The 20203-nt window shown below is 60.6% G+C and carries 22 protein-coding genes, 1 other RNA gene and 6 pseudogenes; 11 read left to right on the top strand and 18 right to left on the bottom strand.

What is annotated here, in order from left to right; all coding sequences use genetic code 11:
- Positions 1-5 precede the first annotated feature (5 nt).
- The 5 genes and pseudogenes from JCM25414_RS22875 to JCM25414_RS24595 all read right to left on the bottom strand — a co-directional run bounded on the left by JCM25414_RS22875 (position 6) and on the right by JCM25414_RS24595 (position 5170).
- A complete protein-coding gene (locus JCM25414_RS22875; protein ID WP_148300957.1) occupies positions 6-230 on the bottom strand; it encodes a hypothetical protein in 225 nt (74 codons plus the stop codon).
- Positions 175-1023 carry a sulfite exporter TauE/SafE family protein gene (locus tag JCM25414_RS17475; protein ID WP_051535702.1) on the bottom strand — a complete coding sequence of 283 codons (849 nt, stop codon included), beginning with the start codon at positions 1021-1023 and terminating at the stop codon, positions 175-177. Before JCM25414_RS17475 ends, JCM25414_RS22875 begins: the two co-directional genes overlap by 56 nt.
- 120 nt (positions 1024-1143) lie before the next feature.
- Positions 1144-1969 (bottom strand): annotated as a pseudogene (locus tag JCM25414_RS17470) (TerB family tellurite resistance protein).
- Between the two features lie 135 nt (positions 1970-2104).
- Entirely contained in the window at positions 2105-2935 is an 831-nt protein-coding gene (locus JCM25414_RS24600) for a response regulator (protein WP_242403370.1), read from the bottom strand.
- A gap of 66 nt (positions 2936-3001) precedes the next feature.
- On the bottom strand, positions 3002-5170 hold the full coding sequence (locus JCM25414_RS24595; RefSeq protein ID WP_242403369.1) for a PAS domain-containing protein: 2169 nt from the start codon (positions 5168-5170) through the stop codon (positions 3002-3004).
- Between the two features lie 294 nt (positions 5171-5464).
- Here JCM25414_RS24595 and JCM25414_RS05460 point away from each other — a divergent pair, with 294 nt between their 5' ends.
- Positions 5465-5941 carry a DUF2778 domain-containing protein gene (locus JCM25414_RS05460; protein WP_025840978.1) on the top strand — a complete coding sequence of 159 codons (477 nt, stop codon included), beginning with the start codon at positions 5465-5467 and terminating at the stop codon, positions 5939-5941.
- Positions 5938-6192 (top strand): hypothetical protein, encoded by a 255-nt coding sequence (locus tag JCM25414_RS05455; protein ID WP_025840977.1) that lies wholly within the window; start codon positions 5938-5940, stop codon positions 6190-6192. The genes JCM25414_RS05460 and JCM25414_RS05455 overlap by 4 nt, the downstream gene beginning before the upstream one ends.
- 70 nt (positions 6193-6262) lie before the next feature.
- Here the strand turns inward: JCM25414_RS05455 and JCM25414_RS05450 are convergent, their stop codons facing one another.
- The 6 genes and pseudogenes from JCM25414_RS05450 to JCM25414_RS17450 form a co-directional block, all read right to left on the bottom strand.
- On the bottom strand, positions 6263-6472 hold the full coding sequence (locus JCM25414_RS05450) for a ribbon-helix-helix domain-containing protein (protein ID WP_025840976.1): 210 nt from the start codon (positions 6470-6472) through the stop codon (positions 6263-6265).
- Positions 6465-7526, bottom strand: a complete 1062-nt coding sequence (gene queG / locus JCM25414_RS05445) for a tRNA epoxyqueuosine(34) reductase QueG (protein ID WP_025840975.1) — start codon at positions 7524-7526, stop codon at positions 6465-6467. The genes JCM25414_RS05450 and queG overlap by 8 nt, the downstream gene beginning before the upstream one ends.
- Positions 7527-7539: 13 nt before the next feature.
- A pseudogene (gene tgt, locus JCM25414_RS17460) lies at positions 7540-8687 on the bottom strand (tRNA guanosine(34) transglycosylase Tgt).
- Positions 8688-8704: 17 nt separating this feature from the next.
- Positions 8705-9739, bottom strand: a pseudogene (queA, locus tag JCM25414_RS17455) (tRNA preQ1(34) S-adenosylmethionine ribosyltransferase-isomerase QueA).
- A gap of 119 nt (positions 9740-9858) precedes the next feature.
- Positions 9859-10047, bottom strand: coding sequence for a hypothetical protein (locus JCM25414_RS23645; RefSeq protein WP_199897595.1), 189 nt, complete (start codon positions 10045-10047; stop codon positions 9859-9861).
- A 32-nt stretch (positions 10048-10079) separates the two neighbouring features.
- The gene (locus tag JCM25414_RS17450) at positions 10080-10853 is read right to left on the bottom strand and encodes a LysR family transcriptional regulator (protein ID WP_199897594.1); all 774 of its coding nucleotides are present in this window, start codon (positions 10851-10853) and stop codon (positions 10080-10082) included.
- 156 nt (positions 10854-11009) lie between these two features.
- Here JCM25414_RS17450 and JCM25414_RS05425 point away from each other — a divergent pair, with 156 nt between their 5' ends.
- From JCM25414_RS05425 to JCM25414_RS17445, 5 genes and pseudogenes are all read left to right on the top strand, one after another.
- Positions 11010-11621, top strand: a complete 612-nt coding sequence (locus JCM25414_RS05425) for an FMN-dependent NADH-azoreductase (protein ID WP_025840974.1) — start codon at positions 11010-11012, stop codon at positions 11619-11621.
- Between the two features lie 49 nt (positions 11622-11670).
- Entirely contained in the window at positions 11671-12294 is a 624-nt protein-coding gene (locus tag JCM25414_RS05420; protein ID WP_025840973.1) for a YceI family protein, read from the top strand.
- A 25-nt stretch (positions 12295-12319) separates the two neighbouring features.
- Positions 12320-12907 carry a cytochrome b gene (locus tag JCM25414_RS05415; protein ID WP_035442672.1) on the top strand — a complete coding sequence of 196 codons (588 nt, stop codon included), beginning with the start codon at positions 12320-12322 and terminating at the stop codon, positions 12905-12907.
- Position 12908: 1 nt separating this feature from the next.
- Complete coding sequence (locus JCM25414_RS05410) at positions 12909-13484, top strand: YceI family protein (protein ID WP_025840971.1); 576 nt, start codon at positions 12909-12911, stop codon at positions 13482-13484.
- 85 nt (positions 13485-13569) lie between these two features.
- A pseudogene (locus tag JCM25414_RS17445) lies at positions 13570-13793 on the top strand (hypothetical protein).
- A gap of 37 nt (positions 13794-13830) precedes the next feature.
- Here JCM25414_RS17445 and JCM25414_RS05400 read toward each other — a convergent pair.
- From JCM25414_RS05400 to JCM25414_RS17435, 4 genes and pseudogenes are all read right to left on the bottom strand, one after another.
- Positions 13831-14223: a VOC family protein gene (locus JCM25414_RS05400; RefSeq protein WP_025840970.1), complete on the bottom strand. Its 393-nt coding sequence runs from the start codon at positions 14221-14223 to the stop codon at positions 13831-13833.
- 44 nt (positions 14224-14267) lie between these two features.
- Complete coding sequence (locus JCM25414_RS25825) at positions 14268-14798, bottom strand: AbrB family transcriptional regulator (RefSeq protein ID WP_148300956.1); 531 nt, start codon at positions 14796-14798, stop codon at positions 14268-14270.
- Complete coding sequence (locus JCM25414_RS25820; protein ID WP_051535700.1) at positions 14708-15343, bottom strand: AbrB family transcriptional regulator; 636 nt, start codon at positions 15341-15343, stop codon at positions 14708-14710. Before JCM25414_RS25820 ends, JCM25414_RS25825 begins: the two co-directional genes overlap by 91 nt.
- A gap of 10 nt (positions 15344-15353) precedes the next feature.
- A pseudogene (locus JCM25414_RS17435) lies at positions 15354-15918 on the bottom strand (hydrolase).
- Positions 15919-16022: 104 nt separating this feature from the next.
- On the opposite strand from JCM25414_RS17435, the gene JCM25414_RS05385 reads away from it, so the two are divergent.
- Positions 16023-16553, top strand: coding sequence for a TetR/AcrR family transcriptional regulator (locus JCM25414_RS05385; protein WP_051535699.1), 531 nt, complete (start codon positions 16023-16025; stop codon positions 16551-16553).
- Positions 16554-16600: 47 nt separating this feature from the next.
- Here the strand turns inward: JCM25414_RS05385 and JCM25414_RS05380 are convergent, their stop codons facing one another.
- Both JCM25414_RS05380 and ssrA read right to left on the bottom strand, forming a co-directional pair.
- Entirely contained in the window at positions 16601-17131 is a 531-nt protein-coding gene (locus tag JCM25414_RS05380) for an SspB family protein (protein WP_025840968.1), read from the bottom strand.
- 80 nt (positions 17132-17211) lie between these two features.
- Positions 17212-17531: a transfer-messenger RNA gene (gene ssrA / locus JCM25414_RS22315) on the bottom strand.
- Between the two features lie 100 nt (positions 17532-17631).
- On the opposite strand from ssrA, the gene thyX reads away from it, so the two are divergent.
- Together thyX and JCM25414_RS05370 are read left to right on the top strand one after the other, a co-directional pair.
- Positions 17632-18540: an FAD-dependent thymidylate synthase gene (gene thyX, locus JCM25414_RS05375; protein ID WP_025840967.1), complete on the top strand. Its 909-nt coding sequence runs from the start codon at positions 17632-17634 to the stop codon at positions 18538-18540.
- 5 nt (positions 18541-18545) lie between these two features.
- Complete coding sequence (locus tag JCM25414_RS05370; RefSeq protein ID WP_025840966.1) at positions 18546-18782, top strand: hypothetical protein; 237 nt, start codon at positions 18546-18548, stop codon at positions 18780-18782.
- A 21-nt stretch (positions 18783-18803) separates the two neighbouring features.
- Here the strand turns inward: JCM25414_RS05370 and JCM25414_RS05365 are convergent, their stop codons facing one another.
- Positions 18804-19127, bottom strand: coding sequence for a hypothetical protein (locus tag JCM25414_RS05365; protein ID WP_025840965.1), 324 nt, complete (start codon positions 19125-19127; stop codon positions 18804-18806).
- A gap of 434 nt (positions 19128-19561) precedes the next feature.
- On the opposite strand from JCM25414_RS05365, the pseudogene JCM25414_RS17430 reads away from it, so the two are divergent.
- Positions 19562-20190: pseudogene (locus JCM25414_RS17430) on the top strand (transglycosylase SLT domain-containing protein).
- Positions 20191-20203 lie beyond the last annotated feature (13 nt).

Raw genomic sequence — 20203 nt, 5'->3', positions numbered from 1 at the left:
GGGTGTCACGCATTCTGGTGTCGGCGCCAGTAGTTACGCTTCTGGTCATGGTCCGGCCCGAATACCCGATGCGTGACAAAAACACCCCGATCGGCCGCCAGATGCAGCACAGTCAGGTGCTCGCTGGCCAGCCCTGTATTCGGGTCGATAGAAGCAGCGAAGCGGTGCTTTACTTCAAGTTCCAGCGGCCGCTCTATTTCCAGTGCCAGACGATGGCTGCGCCAGGTCATGGCAAGTTCCGTTTCTCCATGGAACCGCCCGAGATGCAGCGACATGGCATCTTTCTGCACGATCTGCCCGGCAGCTGTGACGAGCATGAAAACCCCGGCGAGCCGATGCGGCATGGCCAAGGCGGCAAAACTGGGCGTGGCTCAGGAGAGGCAGAACAAGCTTTGTGACCTTGAGCGCGGCTATGGCTGAACCTCCCACACAAAGTCCGGCAATCAGTACAGAGCGGTCGAACAGTCCGAATTGTGCGTAGAGCACCAGTTTGAGCGCGTGAAGCAGAACCTCATTGGCTGCGCGTGTTGCAATAATGGCTTCTTTATGCAGGCCGAGCTTTTGATAGAAGCGATTGAACAGCAGCCCAGTCGCCCCGGTAAAACCGGAAATGAATCCGGCAGCGAAGCCGATAGCTGGCAGGCGCTTCCAGGCCCCCTCATCAAGGGCAATCGGCGCTGCCGGGCGAAGCAGCAGCACCACGTTGCCGCTCAGAAACAGGCCGAGCAGCAATTCGAGATAGACCGGGGGCATGAGCCGCAGGCAGTAGACGCCCAAGGCCGCAGCAGGCAGGGCGGCTGGCAGGAAATACAGCACCACACGCCAGTCTATGGCGCGCCGGAAGGTCGCAATCCTGCCCACCGTGCTGCACATCGTGCCGATGGAAAGCGCCGCTGGTATTTTCGCGGTGGCAAGAATCATGCCCAGAACCGGCATGATGACCAGACCAGCGCCGCCGCCCGCGACAGAGGAAATGGTGAAAGCGGCGCAGGACAGGCAGAAGAGCAACACAAAAACCAGCATGACCGGTGCATTCCGTTTCGACCGCCCGCAGGGGGCAGAGAAGGGGGAGGCGTTGGGTGCTGACACTATCTGAGAATTATTCTCAGATAGATATCAAATCATGTCAGTCTGTAAGAGGGCTCAGAGCTTGCGATCGCGCTTGATCCGGTCCCAGGCGGCGTTGATTCGCGCCACGCGATCGGCGGCCTTGGCCATGGCTTCGGGGCTGAGATTTTTCTGCCCCAGCACATCAGGATGGTGCTCCCTGATCAATACACGCCAGCGCGTGCGCACTTCCAGATCGCTCGCCGAGCGGGCGAGGCCGAGCTCGACATAGGCGTCGTTTTCGTTGCTGGCAGAGCCGGAGCGTCCCGTTTCCGCGCGGTCCCAGGCACCGGGTGGCAGGCCGAAGGCTGCGTGAACCTTTTTGAGGAAGGCTGTTTCAGCAGGATGCAGCGCAGCACCCGCTGGCAGATCGGCGCGCGCAATGACGAACAGCGCCATCAGCAGGTTTTCGAGCGGGGCGCGATCTTTGGCAAAGCCCTTGCCGAGTTCGCGCGCATACATCTCGAAATCATCCGTGCGGTCGCGTGCGCGGTCGAACAACATGCCGACTTCACGGCTGTTATCGGCCGGAAACTGGAAAAGGGATTTGAAAGTCGAGATTTCGGCCTTGTTCACGGGGCCGTCGATCTTGGCCATCTTGGCACAAAGGCCACCAGACCGATAGCGTAAAGCTGGTCGGTCTTGCCGAGCAGGGTCGACATCTTGGCCGCCGCCATGAAGGCCGCCCCATTCGGGTCGGGCTGACCCTTGGTGCGCCAGTGTTCATGCCAGCCACCGGCTGGCGTTTCGAGCAGCGATCCACGATCCGCCGCGTGACCGAGTGCCGCCCCCATGAGGCGCCCATCGGTCCGCCTACAGCGAAACCGGCTACACCGCCGAACATCTTGCCCCAGAATGCCATGCCTATCGGTAGCATGAGGCGCGGCAGGAGTTCAAACGGTCGCTGGCTTGCCGGGGGGCATCAGTGAGGCTTCGATATTTTCAGCCTCAGAAGCAAGACGCGGCAGGCTTCGCGCAATGGCTGCGCTCAGCTGGGTCAGGTCGTAGGGTTTGGGCAGAATCGTGACGGAGGGATCGCCTGAACCGAATGGCTGTCACCTGTGGCGAAAACCACCCCGACATCGGGTTTCAGGCTGCGCGCCTGTCCCGCCAGATCCTTGCCCGAGAGGCCGGGCAGGTTCACGTCGGTCAGCAGCACATCGACCGGCATGGTCTGAAGCACGATCAGAGCCTCGTCGTAATCTGCGGCTTCGATCGTCAGATAACCCGATTCCTTGAGCATTTCCGAGGTGGCCTGACGGATCAGGCGGTCATCCTCGACCAGAAGGATGGTCAGGCAGAGCGAGCGTGATGGAACTGTCGCAGGCGAGACGCTCTCGACCGAGGGGGAGGGGGCGGGCACGCGAGGTGATGGCGCGGAAGACGCAGCGGATTGCTGGCGCTGCTTGCGATTGGACAGCACATGGCGAAATTTCCGGGCCAGAGCGTCGCGCGTGTAGGGTTTGGAAAGCAACTCCACTCCAGCATCAAGCCTGCCGCCATGAACGATGGAGTTCTCGGTATAGCCGGAGGTGAACAGCACCGCGATATCGGGCAGGCGCTCCTTCGCGCGGCGGGCCAGTTCGGGGCTTTTGAGCGTGCCGGGCATCACCACGTCTGTAAACAGGATGTCGATGGGCATGCCGCTCTCGATCACGACCAGCGCATTGGCGGCATCCGTGGCCTTGAGCACCTGATAGCCGAGATCTGACAGCATCTCGACCACGGTAGCGCGCACTTCGTCGTCGTCTTCCACTACGAGCACCGTCTCGGTACCACCTGTGACGGGGGTCATGTGCAGATCGATCTCCACATCCTCGGCGTCCATGGCGCGAGGCAGGTAGAGTTTGATCGTCGTACCTCACCGGGTTCCGAATAGATGTTGATATGGCCGTTAGACTGTTTGACGAAGCCATAGACCATCGACAGCCCGAGCCGACCCCTTGCCCTCGGCCTTGGTCGAGAAAAAAGGTTCGAACACTTTCGACAGAATGTCCGGCGTCATCCCCGTGCCGGTATCCGAGACCGCGAGCAGCACATACTGACCGGCTTTCACGTCATCATGCTGGCGCACATAGGAGTCGTCGAGCTGGGCATTGCCCAGCTCGATCGTGAGCTTGCCGTGGCCATCCATCGCGTCACGCGCATTGATGGCGAGATTGAGAAGCGCGTTCTCGATCTGTGCCGGATCGATGAAGGTGTTCCACAGACCGGCCGAGACAACGGTCTCGATCTCGATGCCTTCGCCTATGGCGCGGCGCAGCATGTCATCCATGCCGCGCACAAAGCGGGTCACATTGACGATCTTGGGTTCGAGGGCCTGGCGGCGCCCGAAAGCCAGCAACTGGCTGGCCAGACGCGAGCCGCGCTGTACGCCACCCATGGCGCTGGCAACATGACGCTCGGCGCGAGCATTGCCTGCCACGTTCTTGCCCAGCAATTGCAGATTGCCGCTGATGACCTGAAGCAGATTGTTGAAATCATGCGCGACGCCGCCGGTCAGCTTGCCGATCGACTCCATTTTCTGCGCCTGGGCCAGACGCGTTTCGGCAGCACGTCGCTCGGTAATCTCTTCGATTACGCGGTTTTCGAGCGTCTCATTGAGCTTGCGAAGCTGTTCTTCGGCGCGCTGGCGATGGCGCACCTGACGGGCCAGATCGTCGGCACGCTCGCGCAGCGTGGCCTCGGCAGCGCGTTGATGGGTGATGTCGGTATGCACCCCGACCCATTCTGTGATGATGTTCTTCTCATTCAGGATCGGCAGGGCACGAATGGCAAAATTGCGCCAGACGCCGTCTCGGCTCAGGACGCGGTGCTCATGTACGAACATGCTGCGCGCCATGACCGAGGCATTCCACGCGACTACGGTCGCCGCTGCGTCGTCGGGATGAACGGCATTGGCCCAGCCGAAGCCCTGATAGGCCTCATAGCTCTGACCCGTCAGTGCCGCCCAGCCGGGCTGCTCGCCAGTCATGCGGCCATCGGCGCTATTGGTCCAGAGCACGCCATGAACGGCTTGCATGGCTGTGCGAAAGCGCAGGTCGCTCGCTGCAACCTCAGCGATACGCCGCGTCCGGTCTTCGATATCGATGCCGAGAATATGCACGCCATGCACCAGGCCATCGTTGTCGATATGCGGCACGTAGCGAAACTCGGTGTGACGCTCTGTGCCGTCATTTTGTGGCAGGAGGGTCTCTGCCGTGATCGATTCTCCCGAGAGCGCGCGCTCCAGATCGGGGCGTCGGTCCTCATAGACGCGCGCGCCCAGTACTTCGATCACCGGGCGATTGACGATACGCTTCAGAGGCAGACCCAGCCACGCTTCATACGCCGCATTGGCAAAGCGATAGACATGCGCCCGGTCGACATACGAAACGAGCATGGGCGTCGCATTGGTGACACGACGCAACTCGGCCTCGCTGGCGGCCAGCCGCGCTTCGGCATGGGCGCGCTCGGTGTTGTTGACGATGGTGCAGAGCACGCCACCGGGCGTATCGCCCGTTTCATAGACAGGGGTGAAATAGCAATCGAGGATCAGTGTCTCGACATGATCCCTGCGTACCAGTCTGATCGCCCGATTGGTGAAAGACGATGTCTCTCCCCGCATCCCGCATGCCAGAACTGCTTCGCGCCAGTCGCTGAATTCCGGAAACGCTTCTTCCAGCCTGGAACCGAGCGTGCCGGGGTGACGGTCGCCCGCAATCAGACTGAAGGCATCGTTATAGAACAGCGTCAGCTCCGGCCCCCAGAGCAGCAGCTTGGCGACCGGGGAATTGACGATGTTGGTAATCGTCGCACGATGCGCGTCAGACCAGTTCCGTGCCGGGCCGACCCTGTTCTGTGCCCAGTCGAGCGCTCGTATCAACGCCCCGCACGCGCCGCCCGCAAGGGGAAAGGCGAGGCCGTCGCGCCTGGCCGTGGCAAGGGTTCTTTCCTGTAGCAAGGTAAGTCCGGCCTCCAGCAGGGCGCTTTCACTGGCATAATGCCCGCGTACAAGCTCTGCCTCGATAAAGGCCTTGAGGCTGTCAGGGAAACTGGCGGTGCAGGTCGGGCGAGACGTCATGGATCGATGAAGCCCTTGCGTCACAAATGTGAGCCTTATGATGATGTCGTTAAATATCGAGAACGATCATCATTGGCTAGAGGCTTGCTCGCGATCATGTGAGAGGCTGTTCGTTGACATGGCGCAGAAACAATGAGGATGAGCGCGTGGTCGCGGTACCCGATGCGACGGCATCGGTGCGGCTGACAAACACGCGTGCAGGGCGGTGACGCGATGGTCTTTCAGCGGAAATCATGAAAAGAGAGAAGATCATTGTATTGAACAAGTCTGGTTTTGATAACGGAGACAGGTCGATTGCCTGCGCATTGCGTCTTTTACCTGAACGAGAAGGATTTCTCGGTTCTCACCTGCGCAGGGTTCGGTTTCTTCCCCGCCTATTCAGGGTCGGGCGGCTTCACCAATCACCCTGCCGCGGCCAATAATAAAAATAACGGCCCTCTTCCAGCGGGGCTTTATCATATCCTCGATCGGCAGTGTGGGGGGCGTCTGGGGGGTGTCAGGGATCAGGTCAGCGATCTTTTTGCAGGCACAAGGCGTCGGGACTGGTTCGCGCTCTATCGTGACGATGGCGTCATAGACGATCAGACCTCGATAGACGGCATCAGGCGAGGGGCTTTCCGGCTACATCCGGTCGGTTTCTGGGGGATCAGCGAGGGATGCATCACCCTGCCTGACACACATGATTTCTATCGCCTGCGCGAGTTTCTCCTCGCGCAACCCCTCGCCTATCTGAGCGGGATGCGCCTTTACGGGACGCTGGAGGTCAAATGAAAGCGCTGATCACCCTGCCAGTCGCTCTTCTCATCTATCTCGCTCTTGGCAATGCGACCCATCACTACTTCGCCTGGTCGGGACGCTCGTGGAAGATCCTGTCGCCCGTCTTTTATCTCAATGACGCTCTCGGTCTGGGCCTGAGCCAGGCCAGCATCATCGTTTTGACGATGATGCTTGTCAGCACGGTTCTGGCGTACTTCATCGTGACGGGGCTGGGCGTGTTGATGGTCAGTCGCAGAAAAGGCTGAGTGGCTCGTGTTGGTAAAGAGGGTGGCACCGCGTCTCTCATTCTGAGGGACGCTGGTTTCGGGATGGTCGTCAACTACCCTGCAGAGAAAGCAGGCAAGCCACGCGCAGCGCCGATGCCAGGGGGCGTTCAGGCGGGCGGGTCGCGTCAATACGCGCGATCAGGGAAGCGAGGGAGTGGCTCTCGCTCATTTCTTCCAGCACGGCCCAGAATTCGGGCTCCAGCGCGATACTGGTGCGATGGCGCGAGAGGGTGAAGCTGCGTTTGACGAGATCACTCATTCGATGCCGCTCCCTGCAATTCGGATTGTGCCCACAAGGCAGCATCAGCGACGATCGGACTCTCATCCTGCGCCAGATGCGCAACCAGCGGGAGATGCGTGCGATCTCCGGAATTTCCAAGGGCGATCAGCACATTACGCACAAAGCGGTTGCGCCCGATGCGCTTGATGGGCGAGCCGCTGAAGAACCTGCGAAAACCGGCATCGTCCAGCCGGGCCAGATCGTCGAGCTTTGGCGCCATCAGATCGGCGCGGGGTTGCAGCTTCAAATGGCGCGACGTTGCGGCAAAGCGGTTCCACGGGCAGGCATTCAGGCAATCATCGCAGCCATAGATGCGATTGCCCATCGCCCGGCGGAATTCGACAGGAATGGGCCCGTCATATTCGATGGTGAGGTAGGCAATGCACCGCCGCGCATCGAGCTGATAGGGTGCGGGAAAAGCTTCGGTCGGGCAGGCCGTGAGGCAGCGTGTGCAGCTACCGCAGGATCCGGCGCGCGGTGGCGTAGGGGAGAGGGCGAGGGTGGTATAGATCTCGCCAAGCAGCAGCCATGACCCGTGATCGCGCGAGACCAGATTGGTGTGTTTACCCTGCCAGCCGAGCTGAGCCTGTTCCGCCAGGGGTTTTTCCAGCACCGGGGCGGTATCGACGAAAACCTTTACCTGCGTGCCATCACCGCCGACATCCTGACGCACCACGAACTGAGCCAGATGCTTGAGCATCCCTTTCAGCACGTCATGATAGTCACGATGGCGGGCGTAGACCGAAATCGTGCCGGTATCGGGCTGGTCGAGCGTTTCGGCAGGGTCGGCTTCAGGCGCGTAGGAAAGCCCCAGCGAAATCACGCTGCGGACTTCCGGCCAGAGTGCCTTTGGGTTGCCGCGCTGGTCGATACGCTGTTCCATCCAGCTCATCGTCCCATGTCGCCCGTCTTCCACGAATTGACGCAGGCGCGCGCGGGCCGCATCAGGCAAGGAAGCATCGCAGAACCCGATCGCATCGAAGCCGAGATGCCGCGCATGGTCGGCAATGCGGTCTTCGATGCTTGTCGTCATGATGTGTGAGGCGTCATGGCACAGATGGCCAGTCAGGCTGCGGGAACTCGTCCTGGCTCCAGTCTCCTGCCGCCCAGTCCGCGCGCAGGGCGATGGCCCTCTGCGGCAAGGTGCCATCGACAATGGCCGCACGGATCTGGCGCATGAGACGCTGATAATAGGCAAGATTATGCCAGGTCAGCAGCATCGGCCCGAGGATCTCATTGGCGCGGAAGAGATGATGCAGATAGGCGCGGCTGTGGCGCGAACAGGCGAGGCAATCGCAATCCGGCTGATCGGGCGGTTGTCTTCGGCATGGCGCGCATTGCGCATATTGAGCGTGCCGCGCTCGGTATAGGCGCGCGCCGTGCGGCCTGCACGGGTAGGCATGACGCAATCGAACATGTCCACGCCGCGTTCTATGCCGCCCAGCAGGTCGTCGGGCGTGCCGACGCCCATCAGATAGCGCGCATGGTCCTGCGGCAGGAGAGGGGTGGTGAAGTCGAGTGTCGAGAACATCAGCTCCTGACCTTCACCCACTGCTAGCCCCCCAATGGCATAGCCTCAAAACCGATATCGGTCAGGGCCTGGGCCGAACGCGCGCAGATCGCGCTCGGTGCCGCCCTGAACGATGCCGAACTGCCCATAGCCGGGACGTTGCACGAAGGCCTCACGTGAGCGCGCCGCCCAGCGCATGGAAAGCTCCATGGAGGATTCCAGACGTTCGGGTGTGGCGGGCAGAGCCGGGCATTCATCGAAGCACATGGTGATGGTGGCATCGAGCGCATGCTGGATATCCGTGCTGCTTTCAGGCGTCAGACGGTGCTTGGAGCCGTCGATATGAGAGTTGAAGGTCACGCCATCCTGGTCGAGCTTGCGCAGCGCCCCGAGCGACATGACCTGAAAGCCGCCGGAATCGGTCAGGATCGGGCCGGACCAGTCCATCATGCGGTGCAGACCGCCCATCTTGCGTACGCGCTCGGCGCCGGGGCGGAGCATCAGATGATAGGTATTGCCCAGAATGATGCCTGCACCTGTCGAGCGCACGGCATCCATGGTCATGGCCTTGACCGTGCCCACCGTGCCTACCGGCATGAAGGTCGGGGTCGGGATCGTGCCATGAGCGGTATGCAGATGGCCCGCGCGTGCCTGACCGCAGCAGGCCTGCGCCTTCCACTGCATTTTCGTGGCGTGTTCGGTCATGGCGCGCGGTCCAGCAAGCAGGCATCTCCGTAGGAATAGAAGCGGAATTTCTCGGCAATGGCGTGGGCATAGGCCGCACGCATCGTGTCTGTGCCAGCCAGCGCGCAGACGAGCATGAAGAGCGTCGAGCGTGGCAGATGGAAATTGGTCATCAGCCTGTCGACAGCGCGAAAACGATAGCCTGGCTTGATGAAGATGCTGTCTCGCCTTCCCACGGGCGCACGATACCGTTTTCATCCGCTGCACTTTCCAGCAGACGCAAGCTGGTTGTGCCGACCGCGATGATTTTTCTGCCACTGGCCCGCGTGTCATTGATGAGCTGCGCGGTACGGGTGTCGATACGCCCCCATTCCGCATGCATCTTGTGACTGGCGATATCGTCACGTACAGGCAGGAACGTCCCTGCGCCGACATGCAGTGTGAGCGTATGGCGCGTCACGCCGCGCGCATCGAGCGCGGCCAGAAGCCCTGGGGTGAAATGAAGCCCCGCAGTCGGGGCTGCGACCGCGCCTTTATAACGCTCGAAAATGGTCGCGTAATCGCTGTCATCCTGAGCGGTTGGACCGGTGGGACGGTCGATATAAGGGGGCAGGGCCAGCGCGCCGACACGCTTCAAAAAATCGTCGAAGGCCGTGCCTTCTGTCGAAAACCGCATGGAAATGGCGCCATCGCTTCATTCTCGACCACTTCTGCCGTGACCGGATCGGCGCCGAAACGCAGCGTGTCACCGGGGCGCAGCTTGCGGGCATTTTTCGCCAAAGCATGCCAGCTGCCATCGCTCAGAATACGGTCGAGCGTGATGCCGATTTTTGCCTCGCCGCGCTGTGCTGCCAGCTGAGCGCGAATGACCGCCGTGTCATTGGCGATCAGGAGATCGCCCGGTTCGAGCAGCGAGGGCAGATCGGCGATGCGATGCTCGGCGAGAGCCTGCCCCGAGGCAACGCGCAACAGACGGCACTGTCACGCGGGCGGGCGGGTTCCAGAGCGATATTGTCGCGCGGAAGATCGAAGTCGAAATCGGATATCTGCATGGGCGGCTTCGTTTAGGCCAGATCGGTCGGAAAATGCCAGCGCAAATCATGGCGGCCCGGTGCAAGCTGCGCCGCACGCGCCTGACCCGCAAGAGGAACAAGCGTGCAGGTGGCAAGGTTCAGACGATGAGAGGGCGGTGACAGGCGCTTTCCTTGACGAGTGCTGGTTCCGCTGTGCGGTTCTCGGCCTCGCTTTCTTCGCCTTCGCCCGCAGCCTGATGTTTCGGGCAGAGCTTGAGGTGGTCGATCAACCAGCGCCCGGCAGGGCCCGGCGGCTCTGCCGTGGAATAGACCACGCTCATGGGCATGTTTGCCCCGCCCGGCGAGAAGCCGTCGATCGTTAGTTCAACCAGTCTGCCCGCTTCCAGATCGGCGGCGATGCTGTGGACCGGCATCCCGCCCCAACCGAGCCCGCCAAGCAGAAAATGATGCTTGCGTAGAGATCGGCCAGACGCCAGGTGAAGGGAGAGAGGACGCCGCGCTCGCGCCCCGCCGAAAGGTCGGTGCGGTCGGTCAGCACGAGCTGCACGTGGCGTGCCAGTTCGTCACGCGGTATCGGTCCGTCATGGCGGGCCAGCGGGTGCTCGGCAGAAGCCACCATCATGAACCGGATCTCGCCCAGTGCTTCGGTCGAGCATGACGGCGGCACATCCGGCAGCGGTCCGGCAATGGCAATCTGGGCGCGACCATCCAGGACGGGCTGAAACACACCGCCCAGTGCCTCGACGAAAAGGCGTAGTGGCGTGTGCGGAAAGGTCTCGCGAAACCCGCGCGCCACACGCGTCATGCGGTCCATGGGAAAGAACACATCGACCACCACAGAAAGTTCGGGCTCAATGCCTGAAGACATGCCATAGGCGCGGGCTTTCATATGATCGACATTCATGACGATGCCGCGTGCATCGGCCAGAAGGGTCTCGCCTGCCTTGGTCAGTTGGGGATAGCGTCCGATACGGTCGAAAAGCTGGACGCCGATCTGCGATTCCAGGGTCGCGATCATTTCGCTGATGGCGGGTTGAGAACGCCTGAAGCGTCTTGCTGCAGCAGAGAAGCTGCCCTCATCGGCAGCCGCTATGAAAACGCGCAGCTGGTCGAGTGAGATCCTGTCGAGCATTGAGCCTTCACCTATCGTGCAAAGCGATACTATCCATCGGAATATATTGACTGTCGAGATGGGTCACAATGTGGGACGGTTACGAAGACAAAGCGGCCGCCCCCGGTTCGCCGGGTGCGCTGCACCGTTTATCCGATAGGAAAAGGCAAAGCCCTCATGAAGATTCTCCATCTCGATTCGAGCATTCTGGGTGACAATTCGGCGAGCCGTGCGCTTTCGGCAGAGACCATCGCTCATCTGAAAAAAGCCCATCCCGAGGCCGAGATCACCTATCATGATCTCGCTGCTCACCCGATTCCTGAACTCGGTTCGGGTCATGTAGCTGCACGTTTCGGCGCCGAGGTGACAGATGAGACGCTTCAGGCCGATCTGGCACGCGGCAACGCGCATATCGACGAGCTGCTTGCTGCCGACGTCATCGTGATCGGCGTGCCCATGTACAACTTCACGGTGCCTGCCCAGCTCAAGAACTGGGTCGATCGTATCATGGTGGCAGGGAAGACCTTCCGTTATGGCGAGCAGGGGCCGGTCGGGCTGCTGCCCGAAGGCAAGAAGGCTATTCTGGTCTCGACGCGTGGCGGGCAGTACAGCCCCGGTCACCCCGCCGCGTCGATGGACCACCAGGAACCCTATCTTGCTGCCGTTTTCGGGTTTGTGGGTCTGACGGATCTTACCTGGATCCGCGCTGAAGGGCTCAGCCGAGGGGGCGATGCCCGCGAGACCGCGATGAGCGCCGCGCGTGCTGAAATCGCAGCGCTTTCGCTCTGATCACGCGCTCTGAACCTTATCTGAAAATCTGAAAACAGGACCGCTTTTCATGCACAAGACCCTTCTCGCGAGTGCCGCCCTCATCACCGCTCTTTCTGCCGCCGCCGTGCCGCAGGCTCATGCCCAGCAGGGCGGTACGCCTGACCCCAAGGCGGTTCAGTCTGGCAGCTACGCGGTAGAGCCCTATCACACGCAGATCAGCTTCTCGCTGCTGCATATGGGCTTCAGCGATTTTTCGGGTTTCTTCTCGCAGGCCTCAGGCACGCTGACGCTTGACCCGGCGCATATTGAGGCCGCGAAGCTCGACGTTACCCTGCCGATCAACTCGGTGCAGACGACGGTTGCCAAGCTCGATGGCGAACTCAAGGGCGGTGACTGGTTCGACGCCGATAAATTCCCGACCGCTCATTTCGTGTCCACCAAAGTGGTCAAGACGGGGGCGAAAACCGCCAATATCATCGGCGATCTGACACTGCACGGCGTGACGCACCCCGTCACGATCAAGGCCCGTCTGATCGGCAGCGGTGTGAACCCGCTCGACAAGAAAGAAACCGTCGGTTTCGAGGGCAATGCCGTTATCATGCGCTCGGCTTTCGGCGTCAGCCGCTACGTGCCGCTGGTTGGCGACAGCGTGACCCTGCATATCGCAGGGGCTTTCGAGCGCCAGTCGTAATCCGGCGCTGAGTCAGGCACCGCAAATGTCGATCACGACGCAACGTTACGGCGCCGTGGCCATGATCCTGCACTGGATCATGGCACTCGGCATACTGGCCCTGCTGGCTATCGGTCTGATCATGGTTCATGGATCGCTCGATCCGGGAACCATGTTCCGCCTGTTTCAGCTTCATAAATCGATCGGGATCACCATCCTGCTCGCGGCCCTGCTCCGTCTGGTCTGGCGTCTCCTTCACCGCCCGCCAGCCTTGCCCGCAAGTATGGGGTTGCGCGAAATCCGTCTCGCAAGGCTCGGTCATGCCCTGCTCTACGGCGAAATGTTTTTCCTGCCTCTGAGCGGCTGGGCGCTGGTATCGAGTTCGGTCTTTGCCATACCGACCGTCCTGTTCGGGGTTATCCCCTGGCCCGATCTGCCTGTTCTGTCCCATCTTCAGGATAAAGCTCCGGTCGAGGCCGTGTTCACCACGCTGCACGCCTATGGGGCGTATTTCCTGATCGGGGTGCTGGCGTTGCACATCCTTGCGGCATTGCGGCACCATTTCGTTCTACGCGATGCCGTGCTGCTGAGAATGCTGCCTTCATTCCGCAAGAACAGAATCAAGGACCGTTGAAATGATGCCTGCCCTCAAGGTTCTCACACCTGTATGCGTTCTGCTCGGCGCATTTGCCTGTCATACCACCGCGCATGCGGCGGATTGGCAAGTCGAGAAAGACCATAGCCAGCTTGGGTTTTCGGGCACTCAGACCGGATCGGCCTTCAAGGGCGTTTTCAGCCGCTATGAACCGCTTATCACGCTTGATCCCGCCCAGCCGGAAAAGGCGCATATCGAGTTGAGCATCGATCTCGCCAGCGCGAAGACAGGTGACACCCAGCGCGACACGGCTCTGCCGGGGAGCGACTGGTTCGACATCGCGCATTTCCCCAAGGCGCATTTCGTCTCGACCAGCCTGCATCAGGTTGCAGGCGAGCATTATCAGGCCATCGGCACGCTGACGCTGCGTGATCTCAGCCATCCGGTCACACTTGATTTCACGCTGCATATTGAGGGTAACAAAGCCCATGCACAGGGGCAGGCTGCCTTCTCGCGTGCCTTGTTCGGTGTCGGGCAGGGGCCTTGGGCGTCGGGGCAATGGGTTGGGCTGCCTGTAACCGTCACCTTCGATTTCGTCGCCGATCAGGCAAAGTGACGCTTCTCGCCTCCCGTATTCCGGGGGGTGAAGTGACGGGCGGAATGGATTAGACAGGGCAGGCCAATCTTACAGGAGATACGCCATGTCTTACGCCGCGCTCGACGCCGCCCGCGTCGCCAAAGCCGCCAAATCTGCCTGATCGCTCTGGGGCAGGTCAAGGAGCAATCCGAAACCCATGTGCGCAAGACCGTCATGGTCGAGCGCATCGAAGCCCTCGCCGCCGCCGCCGCCGAGACCTCGTTGCCCGGTGGCGGTCTTGTCACGCTGACTTCGGAAGAATTCTGGCTGATCAGCAAGAACTGGTGAGTTTGACGAGAGAGCGGAGCCTGGCTCCGCTCTCGCCCTATCCCTGATAGGACGCGATCTCGATCAGATTCTGGTCAGGATCGTGAATATAGACCGAGGTGATCGGCCCTAGAGCGCCGATGCGGATGACCGGCCCCTCGATAACGACCACACCGCATTTCTCCAGATGACGCTGGATGTTTTCTGAGTCGATGGCTGTGGTGAAGCACAGATCGCTCACACCCGGCGCAGCGCGCTCGGCGGTGGTCCAGCCTTCTGAGTCGGCAGGGCGAAGATTGATCTTCTGGCCGCCAAAGCTCAGCGAGACGCGATTATTGCGGCCGTATTCCTCGATTTCCATGCCCAGAACGCGCTGATACCAGTTGGCGGAGAGCGCACGGTCACGAACCGTGAGAACGATATGGTCGAGGCGATCGACGGTAAAACGCATGAGGACCGAACCTTCGCTGACAGGGCTCATCAAACAGAAGCGGATCAAGCACTATCAGGGTTGCGCCCTGCCTGACTAGCGTCTGGCTGCTTGTCACCGGGCAGGAAGCGCGTGAGAAAGGTCGCGATACCCGGCGCCACCACAATCAGCACCATGAAGCGTGCAATCTGCATCGCCATGACGAAGGGCACATTGATCGGAGTCGATGCGGCGATGATGGCGATTGAGTCGGCTCCACCAGGGCTGGTGGCCAGATAGGCACTCAGCAGATCGACATGGGCGATATGGGCCAGAGGCCATGAGAGCAGCGCGCAACCGAGAATGAGCACGCAGGTCGAGAGCGTCACAGCGGGCAGGGCACGCCAGACATGATGCAACACGTCGCGGGTGAAGCGACGCCCGATCATCCAGCCGATCACCACATAGCTCGGCGCCAGAAGCCAGAGGGGAAGCCTGTAATGCAGCCCGAATCCGGCCTGGCAGATCAGCCACCCGCAAGACTCAGGAGAAGGGGCGCCGCACCGAGGCGTATCAGTGGCGCGATCAGGGCTGTTGCAGCAAGCACCACGAGGCATGGCCACCAAGGAAGGTTCTGTGCAGCAGCGGCGGGAACGGGGCCATGAACCGACACGACAAGATGCGACACGATGGACGTCGCCAGCGTGACCAGCAGGACACGCAGATAGACCATGAAGGCAACGAGACGCTGATCGGCCCCGTAACTTTCGCAAAGCAGTGTCATGGCAGTGGCAGCGCCAGGTGAGGCGCCCCAGAGCGCCACGTTGCCCGGCATGACCCGAAGCCGCGCCAGAACCCAGCCAAGCGTGAAACTGAGAATGATGACCGAAAAGACGCCGCCCAGAAAAATGGCCCATTGGGCCACGACTTCATGCAGCACTTTCATCGTCAGGCTGTGCGCCATGAGTTGCCCGATCACGGCTTGTGCCAGCGGGGGCAGTCGCCGGTCCAACGGGATACTGGCTCCCGAAACCGCGAAAAGAATGGCCGCAATCATCGGGCCGACCAGAAAGGCAGCGGGGAACCCTGCCAGAGTGAGGCCGCCCGCCAGAAGGGCGGAGAGAGCGCCCAGTCCGGCGAGAGTGCGCAGTTTGACGATCACGCCGAAATCTTCACGCGGAAAAGCTGATCTCGTCAGTCCGGGTCACGCGGCACAGACGCGGAAAGACACGCTCGAACGCCATTTTATGCAGTTCCTTGTCGAGGGAGGTACAGCCATCTTCGGGAACCACAAGATCATAGCCGAGTTCCCAGCCATGACGCAGTTGATTCAACGCCGAAATTCGTGGCGATACCCGCAAGAACCACCGTCCTGATGCCACGGCGACGCAGCTGAAGATCGAGATCCGTTCCGGTAAAGGCGCCCCACTGATGCTTGAGAACGACCAGATCGCCTTGCTGTTGCAGATCAGGGGCGAATTCGCTCCAATCAGCGGGAAGCGGCGCGGCGGAGGAGAGAGGAGCATCGACATTCTGCGGCGGTGCGTCGGCAAAATCGGGAGCCAAGCCGACATGAACGAGCACGACCGGCACACCGGCATCGCGGGCGCTCTGTGCCAGCACCTTGTTCTTTTCCAGCACGTCTTTGCCGGAATAGGGGGTGACAGGCATACTCAGAATGCCTTTCTGGAGGTCGATCAGAACGAGGGCAGTCGTTTTGGGGTCAAGAGCAAGCATGGGAGCACCTTCCGCTTATGAGCACGTCACCCTCTACTTATGCGAGGGAATCCTCGCATAAGTCAAATGCTATCGCGCCCAAAAGGCAGCGCGGGCGTGAGCGCGTGGCACGTATTCTCGATGCGGCCGGGGCGTTATTCGTTGAAAAGGGTGTCGCCGGGGCGACCATGACCGAGATCGCGTCACGCTCCGGTACGGCGATCGGTTCGCTCTATCGTTTCTTTCCAACCAAGGAGAGCCTGTCTCTCACCCTGCTCGAGCGCTTCATTCACGACCGCCTGTCGCGGCTCGACGAGATCTGTGTGCAGGCGAGGCCGGGGGATTGCGACGCGGTGGCAGACCAGCTGCTCGGCGCCTGGCTCGATAAGCGTAAGGAGCGCGATTACACGACGTTGCTTCTTGCTGCGCGACCGGATGCCGAACAGTCAGGCCAGGCGTGGCGCGAGCAGTTTCTGGCGCGTGTGGTCACTGTATTGGAAAAAACCTGCCCCGAGGCGCGAGAGACAGCAGCAGCACGGGGCATGGTGCTGCTTCACGTGCTCAAGCTGGCACCGCAGATAGTGACAGGGGAGGGGCAGGACGCGGTCAAGGCGGAAATCCGCAAGCTCGTTTTCTCGCTTGTCAGCGCTGCCTGAGATCCTGAACGAGCCGACGCAAACATGTCGGCTCGTGGGAAACGCAATCAGTGAGGGCGTTTGCGGAAGGCGTCGAGGCTCACGACCTGACCTTCCTCGCCCGATGCCGGATGGACAGAGTCTTCCGGCGTTTCGGCCTCTGGTTCTTCCACCTCGGTCGCCATCTCGCTCGGGGCAACCGTGAAGCGAAGCGCCATGCGGATATGCGGATCGGCAAAAGCGGTGATCGCCGCGAACGGAATCACGAGCACGCTGCCGATCCCGCCGAAGGAAAGCCCGACAGAGACAGTCAGCGCCTCGCGGTCAACCTTCAGATCCCAGAACTGGTGCTGGAGCACGATCGTCATTTCATGCGGGTATTGCGCACGCAGACGATCGGGAATGATCACGCCCGGATAATCGGTCAGAAAAGTGAGATAGAAATGATGCTCGCCCGGCAGCCCTTCGGTGCTGGCATAATCCAGTGCCCGTAGCATGACCTCGCGATAGGCGTCTTCCACCCATTCATCATAGGGCAGCAGGCTTTCTGGCAATTCGTGGTTCATGCCGTCGCCTGATCGTCGCTCATTCCAACCCATCCATTTTTCGAAAAACGATCGCTCAGGGATGCGACGTTTCATGCCTCATGGCAAGGGCAGCGAGCGTGGGATGGGGATAAAGTGGGAGGGCTTCTGTTGCCCGGTGCCCTCCCGAACCGCGCTTATCGCTTATGCAGCGACAGCGAGCACCTTTGTGTTATCATTGGCACTTGTGATTTAGCCCGATAACGGTGGTACAATACCGAGCAAAAGATAAGTCTTTACCACGCACGTCGAGCCTGTTTCGTCCCCTGACTTTCCAGAAGGAAAGGATGGTGGAGACGCCGGGCACTGCCCCCGGGTCCGTAACGATTATTCCACTTACCGTTTATCGCCATAGCCAAGGGCAAGCCCTCCGGCATCGACGCATATAGGCGCTCCGGCCCCTGGCGGCAAGGGGCTATATGCGGTGCCAAAGGCGCGGGGGTAAGCCGCGCAAACTGCGTTGTGACAGCATCGAACGGTGTCATGGCCCGGCGTCTTGTGTTAAGCCTCGGCTCATGCCGCTGACACCAGAACAACGCGCCGAGATCGACGCCTCCCGCCTTGCGCCCTCCCAGACGAGCCGGCCCACTGTGCCTGCGCTTGAGGCGCTTCTCTTCACCCCTATCGAGCTGCTCGACCACGGATTCGTCCGCGTCGTCGATTACATGGGCGATGACGGCGCCGTGGTTCAGGCCGCCCGCGTTTCCTATGGTCGTGGCACCAAGAAGGTTTCCGAAGATACCGGGCTGATCCGCTATCTCATGCGTCATCGCCATTCGACGCCGTTTGAAATGTGCGAGATCAAGTTCCATGTGAAACTGCCTGTCTTCGTGGCGCGTCAGTGGATTCGCCATCGCATGGCGAGCGTGAACGAATATTCGGCCCGCTACTCGATTCTCGACCGTGAATTCTATCTGCCGGAGCCTGGTCAGGTTTCGGCCCAGAGCGTTTCGAACCGCCAGGGAAGAGCAGAAGCCCTGTCGCCGGAAAAGGCGGCTGAAGTGCTCGACCTGCTGCGCCAGGATGCCTCCCGCTGCTACGAGAATTACGAGACCATGCTCGACCCGGAAGGCCTGGGTCTGGCGCGCGAACTCGCCCGTATGAATCTGACGCTCAACACCTACACGCAGTGGTACTGGAAGATCGATCTCCATAACCTGCTGCACTTCCTGAGCCTGCGCGCCGACAGCCATGCGCAGTATGAAATTCGCGTCTATGCCGAGGCAATGCTCGACGTGCTGCGTGCCTGGGTGCCGATCACGGCGGCTGCTTTCGAGGAATACCGTCTGGGCGCCTTCACCTTCTCGGCCGGGATGATCGACGTGCTGCGTCGTCAGATCGCCGGTGAGGCGGTTACCCAGCCCGATTCAGGGCTGAGCAAGCGCGAATGGGAAGAAATGCAGGCCGTTCTGAAAAAGGGCTGAGCGGGGTGACCGATCTTCATCGGATGATGCAGGAGGGGGTTCCCGACCCGGAGCCCCCGAAGAAACTGCCTTCGATCATGCCTTGGGCGCTGGTAGCTCTCGTGCTGGTGCTGATTTCGCTTGGCATTCGTCTTTTCTGGCCTGTTCCAAGTTCTCCGCCTTTGCCGCAATGCACCGATAAGGTGCAGACACAGGATGCCTGTGTCCGCAAGACGCAGCAGCCCGACTCTGCCTCGCAGTGACACGGCGCTTCGGCCCGGCGCTCAGTCTTCCAGGCCCATCCATTTAGGATGACGCTGCTCGATCCAGAGCAACAGGCGTCCGCTCAGGCGGCGGAAGAAGGGAACGTCTTCCGCCAGTAGAAAAAAGCCGAGCGGCAGCATCCACACGCCGAGTATCGGCAGAAACGCCAGACATCCCCCGATCATGAAGAGGATTCCAGCAGGGATTCTGACCCAGACACGAGACGGGGCAAGCAGCCAGCGGGTGAGTCGTTTCAGCCGGTCAGGCAGTCTGTCGAGCAACAGGTTCAGGCGGCGTTGCCTCTCCTGTTCGTCGGAATGCGCTGTTTGCGAGGTGTTTGTCACGGTGAAATGCCCTCCGCCGGTTCTGTCGAAAAAGTGAGACGAGTCTCCGGACGCCTGGGGGAAACTCGCCGAGGAGTGGAAGGTTCTGCCTGCAAGCCGGAAATCAATAACCGGTTCATCGCAATAAAGGGCTTGCGGCACATGATGTATCCGACATTGGACAGCTCTATGAGGCAATCAAGACAGGCTCGGTAGGGTTATCGTTCTCGCTGCCGACCTATGGGGGCGACGAGCCACTGAACGCGCCCGAAATCTGGTCCTGGGACGCCGATCGCTATATGGTCGGCACCTGTGCAGCCGATCTGACGCTTGTGCCCCGCGACCAGTGGGGTGGGGACGTAATGCTCGAAGGCTGACGCACCGTATCGCCGCCGCCCCCTATCGGAGCCGATCGGACAGGATCGGCTTTGGGGGGGAGAGGGGCGAAAATTCAGGTGTCAGTCGGAAAGATCGTCACGTCTTCATCTCTGACAGCGCTGCTTCTCAGTGCCTGTACCCCGGCACCGCCTGCTCATCCCGACGATATATGCTCGGTGTTCCACGAGAAACGCAGCTGGTATCATGCGGCCCTGCGCGAAGAGAAGAAATGGAATGTCCCTTTCTCTGTACCCATGGCCATCATGTATCAGGAATCGGGCTTTCACAGTAACCTGCACACGAAGCGGACCTATATTCTCTGGTTCATACCCTGGGGTTACATAACCACGGCTTATGGCTACCCACAGGCCAAGACGGATATCTGGCAGGATTACGAAAAGGCCAGCGATACCAGCGCCAGTCGTGAAAATTTTGCCGATTCGCTCGATTTCATCAACTGGTATGTCACCAACACCAAAAAGCAGGCCAAGGTACCCGTGACCGATGGCATGAGGCAGTATCTTGCCTATCACGAGGCTGGGGCGGTTATCGCAAACGTTCCTATGCCAGCAAGGGCTGGCTGATGACGGTAGCGCGCAAGGTTGGCGCGCGCGCCAATGTCTATGCAGCGCAATATTCGAGCTGCGAGAACGATCTCAAGGATAAAGGTTCTGGAGCTGGCTGTTCTGACGCAGCCGGGCGTTAATGACAGGAGCGTT

It is taken from the genome of Asaia platycodi JCM 25414 (genome assembly GCF_000614545.1).
Lineage (GTDB): Bacteria > Pseudomonadota > Alphaproteobacteria > Acetobacterales > Acetobacteraceae > Asaia > Asaia platycodi.
The sequence above is the reverse complement of the archived record's forward strand: the minus strand, read 5'-3'. Positions and strand labels throughout refer to the sequence as shown.

Excerpts from the sequence above, each read along its gene's own strand:
- JCM25414_RS23645 (WP_199897595.1), bottom strand. The coding sequence starts at position 10,047 with ATGCCCATGAGCGTGGTCTATTCCACGGCAGAGCCGCCGGGCCCTGCC.
- JCM25414_RS05450 (WP_025840976.1), bottom strand. The coding sequence starts at position 6,472 with ATGAGTGATCTCGTCAAACGCAGCTTCACCCTCTCGCGCCATCGCACC.
- JCM25414_RS17475 (WP_051535702.1), bottom strand. The coding sequence starts at position 1,023 with ATGCTGGTTTTTGTGTTGCTCTTCTGCCTGTCCTGCGCCGCTTTCACC.
- JCM25414_RS24595 (WP_242403369.1), bottom strand. The coding sequence starts at position 5,170 with ATGACGTCTCGCCCGACCTGCACCGCCAGTTTCCCTGACAGCCTCAAG.
- JCM25414_RS05380 (WP_025840968.1), bottom strand. The coding sequence starts at position 17,131 with ATGGGTTGGAATGAGCGACGATCAGGCGACGGCATGAACCACGAATTG.
- JCM25414_RS05420 (WP_025840973.1), top strand. The coding sequence starts at position 11,671 with ATGCACAAGACCCTTCTCGCGAGTGCCGCCCTCATCACCGCTCTTTCT.
- JCM25414_RS25825 (WP_148300956.1), bottom strand. The coding sequence starts at position 14,798 with ATGCCTCGTGGTGCTTGCTGCAACAGCCCTGATCGCGCCACTGATACG.
- JCM25414_RS22875 (WP_148300957.1), bottom strand. The coding sequence starts at position 230 with ATGACCTGGCGCAGCCATCGTCTGGCACTGGAAATAGAGCGGCCGCTG.
- JCM25414_RS05410 (WP_025840971.1), top strand. The coding sequence starts at position 12,909 with ATGATGCCTGCCCTCAAGGTTCTCACACCTGTATGCGTTCTGCTCGGC.
- JCM25414_RS24600 (WP_242403370.1), bottom strand. The coding sequence starts at position 2,935 with ATGGACGCCGAGGATGTGGAGATCGATCTGCACATGACCCCCGTCACA.
- queG (WP_025840975.1), bottom strand. The coding sequence starts at position 7,526 with ATGACGACAAGCATCGAAGACCGCATTGCCGACCATGCGCGGCATCTC.
- JCM25414_RS05415 (WP_035442672.1), top strand. The coding sequence starts at position 12,320 with ATGTCGATCACGACGCAACGTTACGGCGCCGTGGCCATGATCCTGCAC.
- JCM25414_RS05455 (WP_025840977.1), top strand. The coding sequence starts at position 5,938 with ATGAAAGCGCTGATCACCCTGCCAGTCGCTCTTCTCATCTATCTCGCT.
- JCM25414_RS05400 (WP_025840970.1), bottom strand. The coding sequence starts at position 14,223 with ATGCGTTTTACCGTCGATCGCCTCGACCATATCGTTCTCACGGTTCGT.
- JCM25414_RS05425 (WP_025840974.1), top strand. The coding sequence starts at position 11,010 with ATGAAGATTCTCCATCTCGATTCGAGCATTCTGGGTGACAATTCGGCG.
- thyX (WP_025840967.1), top strand. The coding sequence starts at position 17,632 with ATGCCGCTGACACCAGAACAACGCGCCGAGATCGACGCCTCCCGCCTT.
- JCM25414_RS17450 (WP_199897594.1), bottom strand. The coding sequence starts at position 10,853 with ATGCTCGACAGGATCTCACTCGACCAGCTGCGCGTTTTCATAGCGGCT.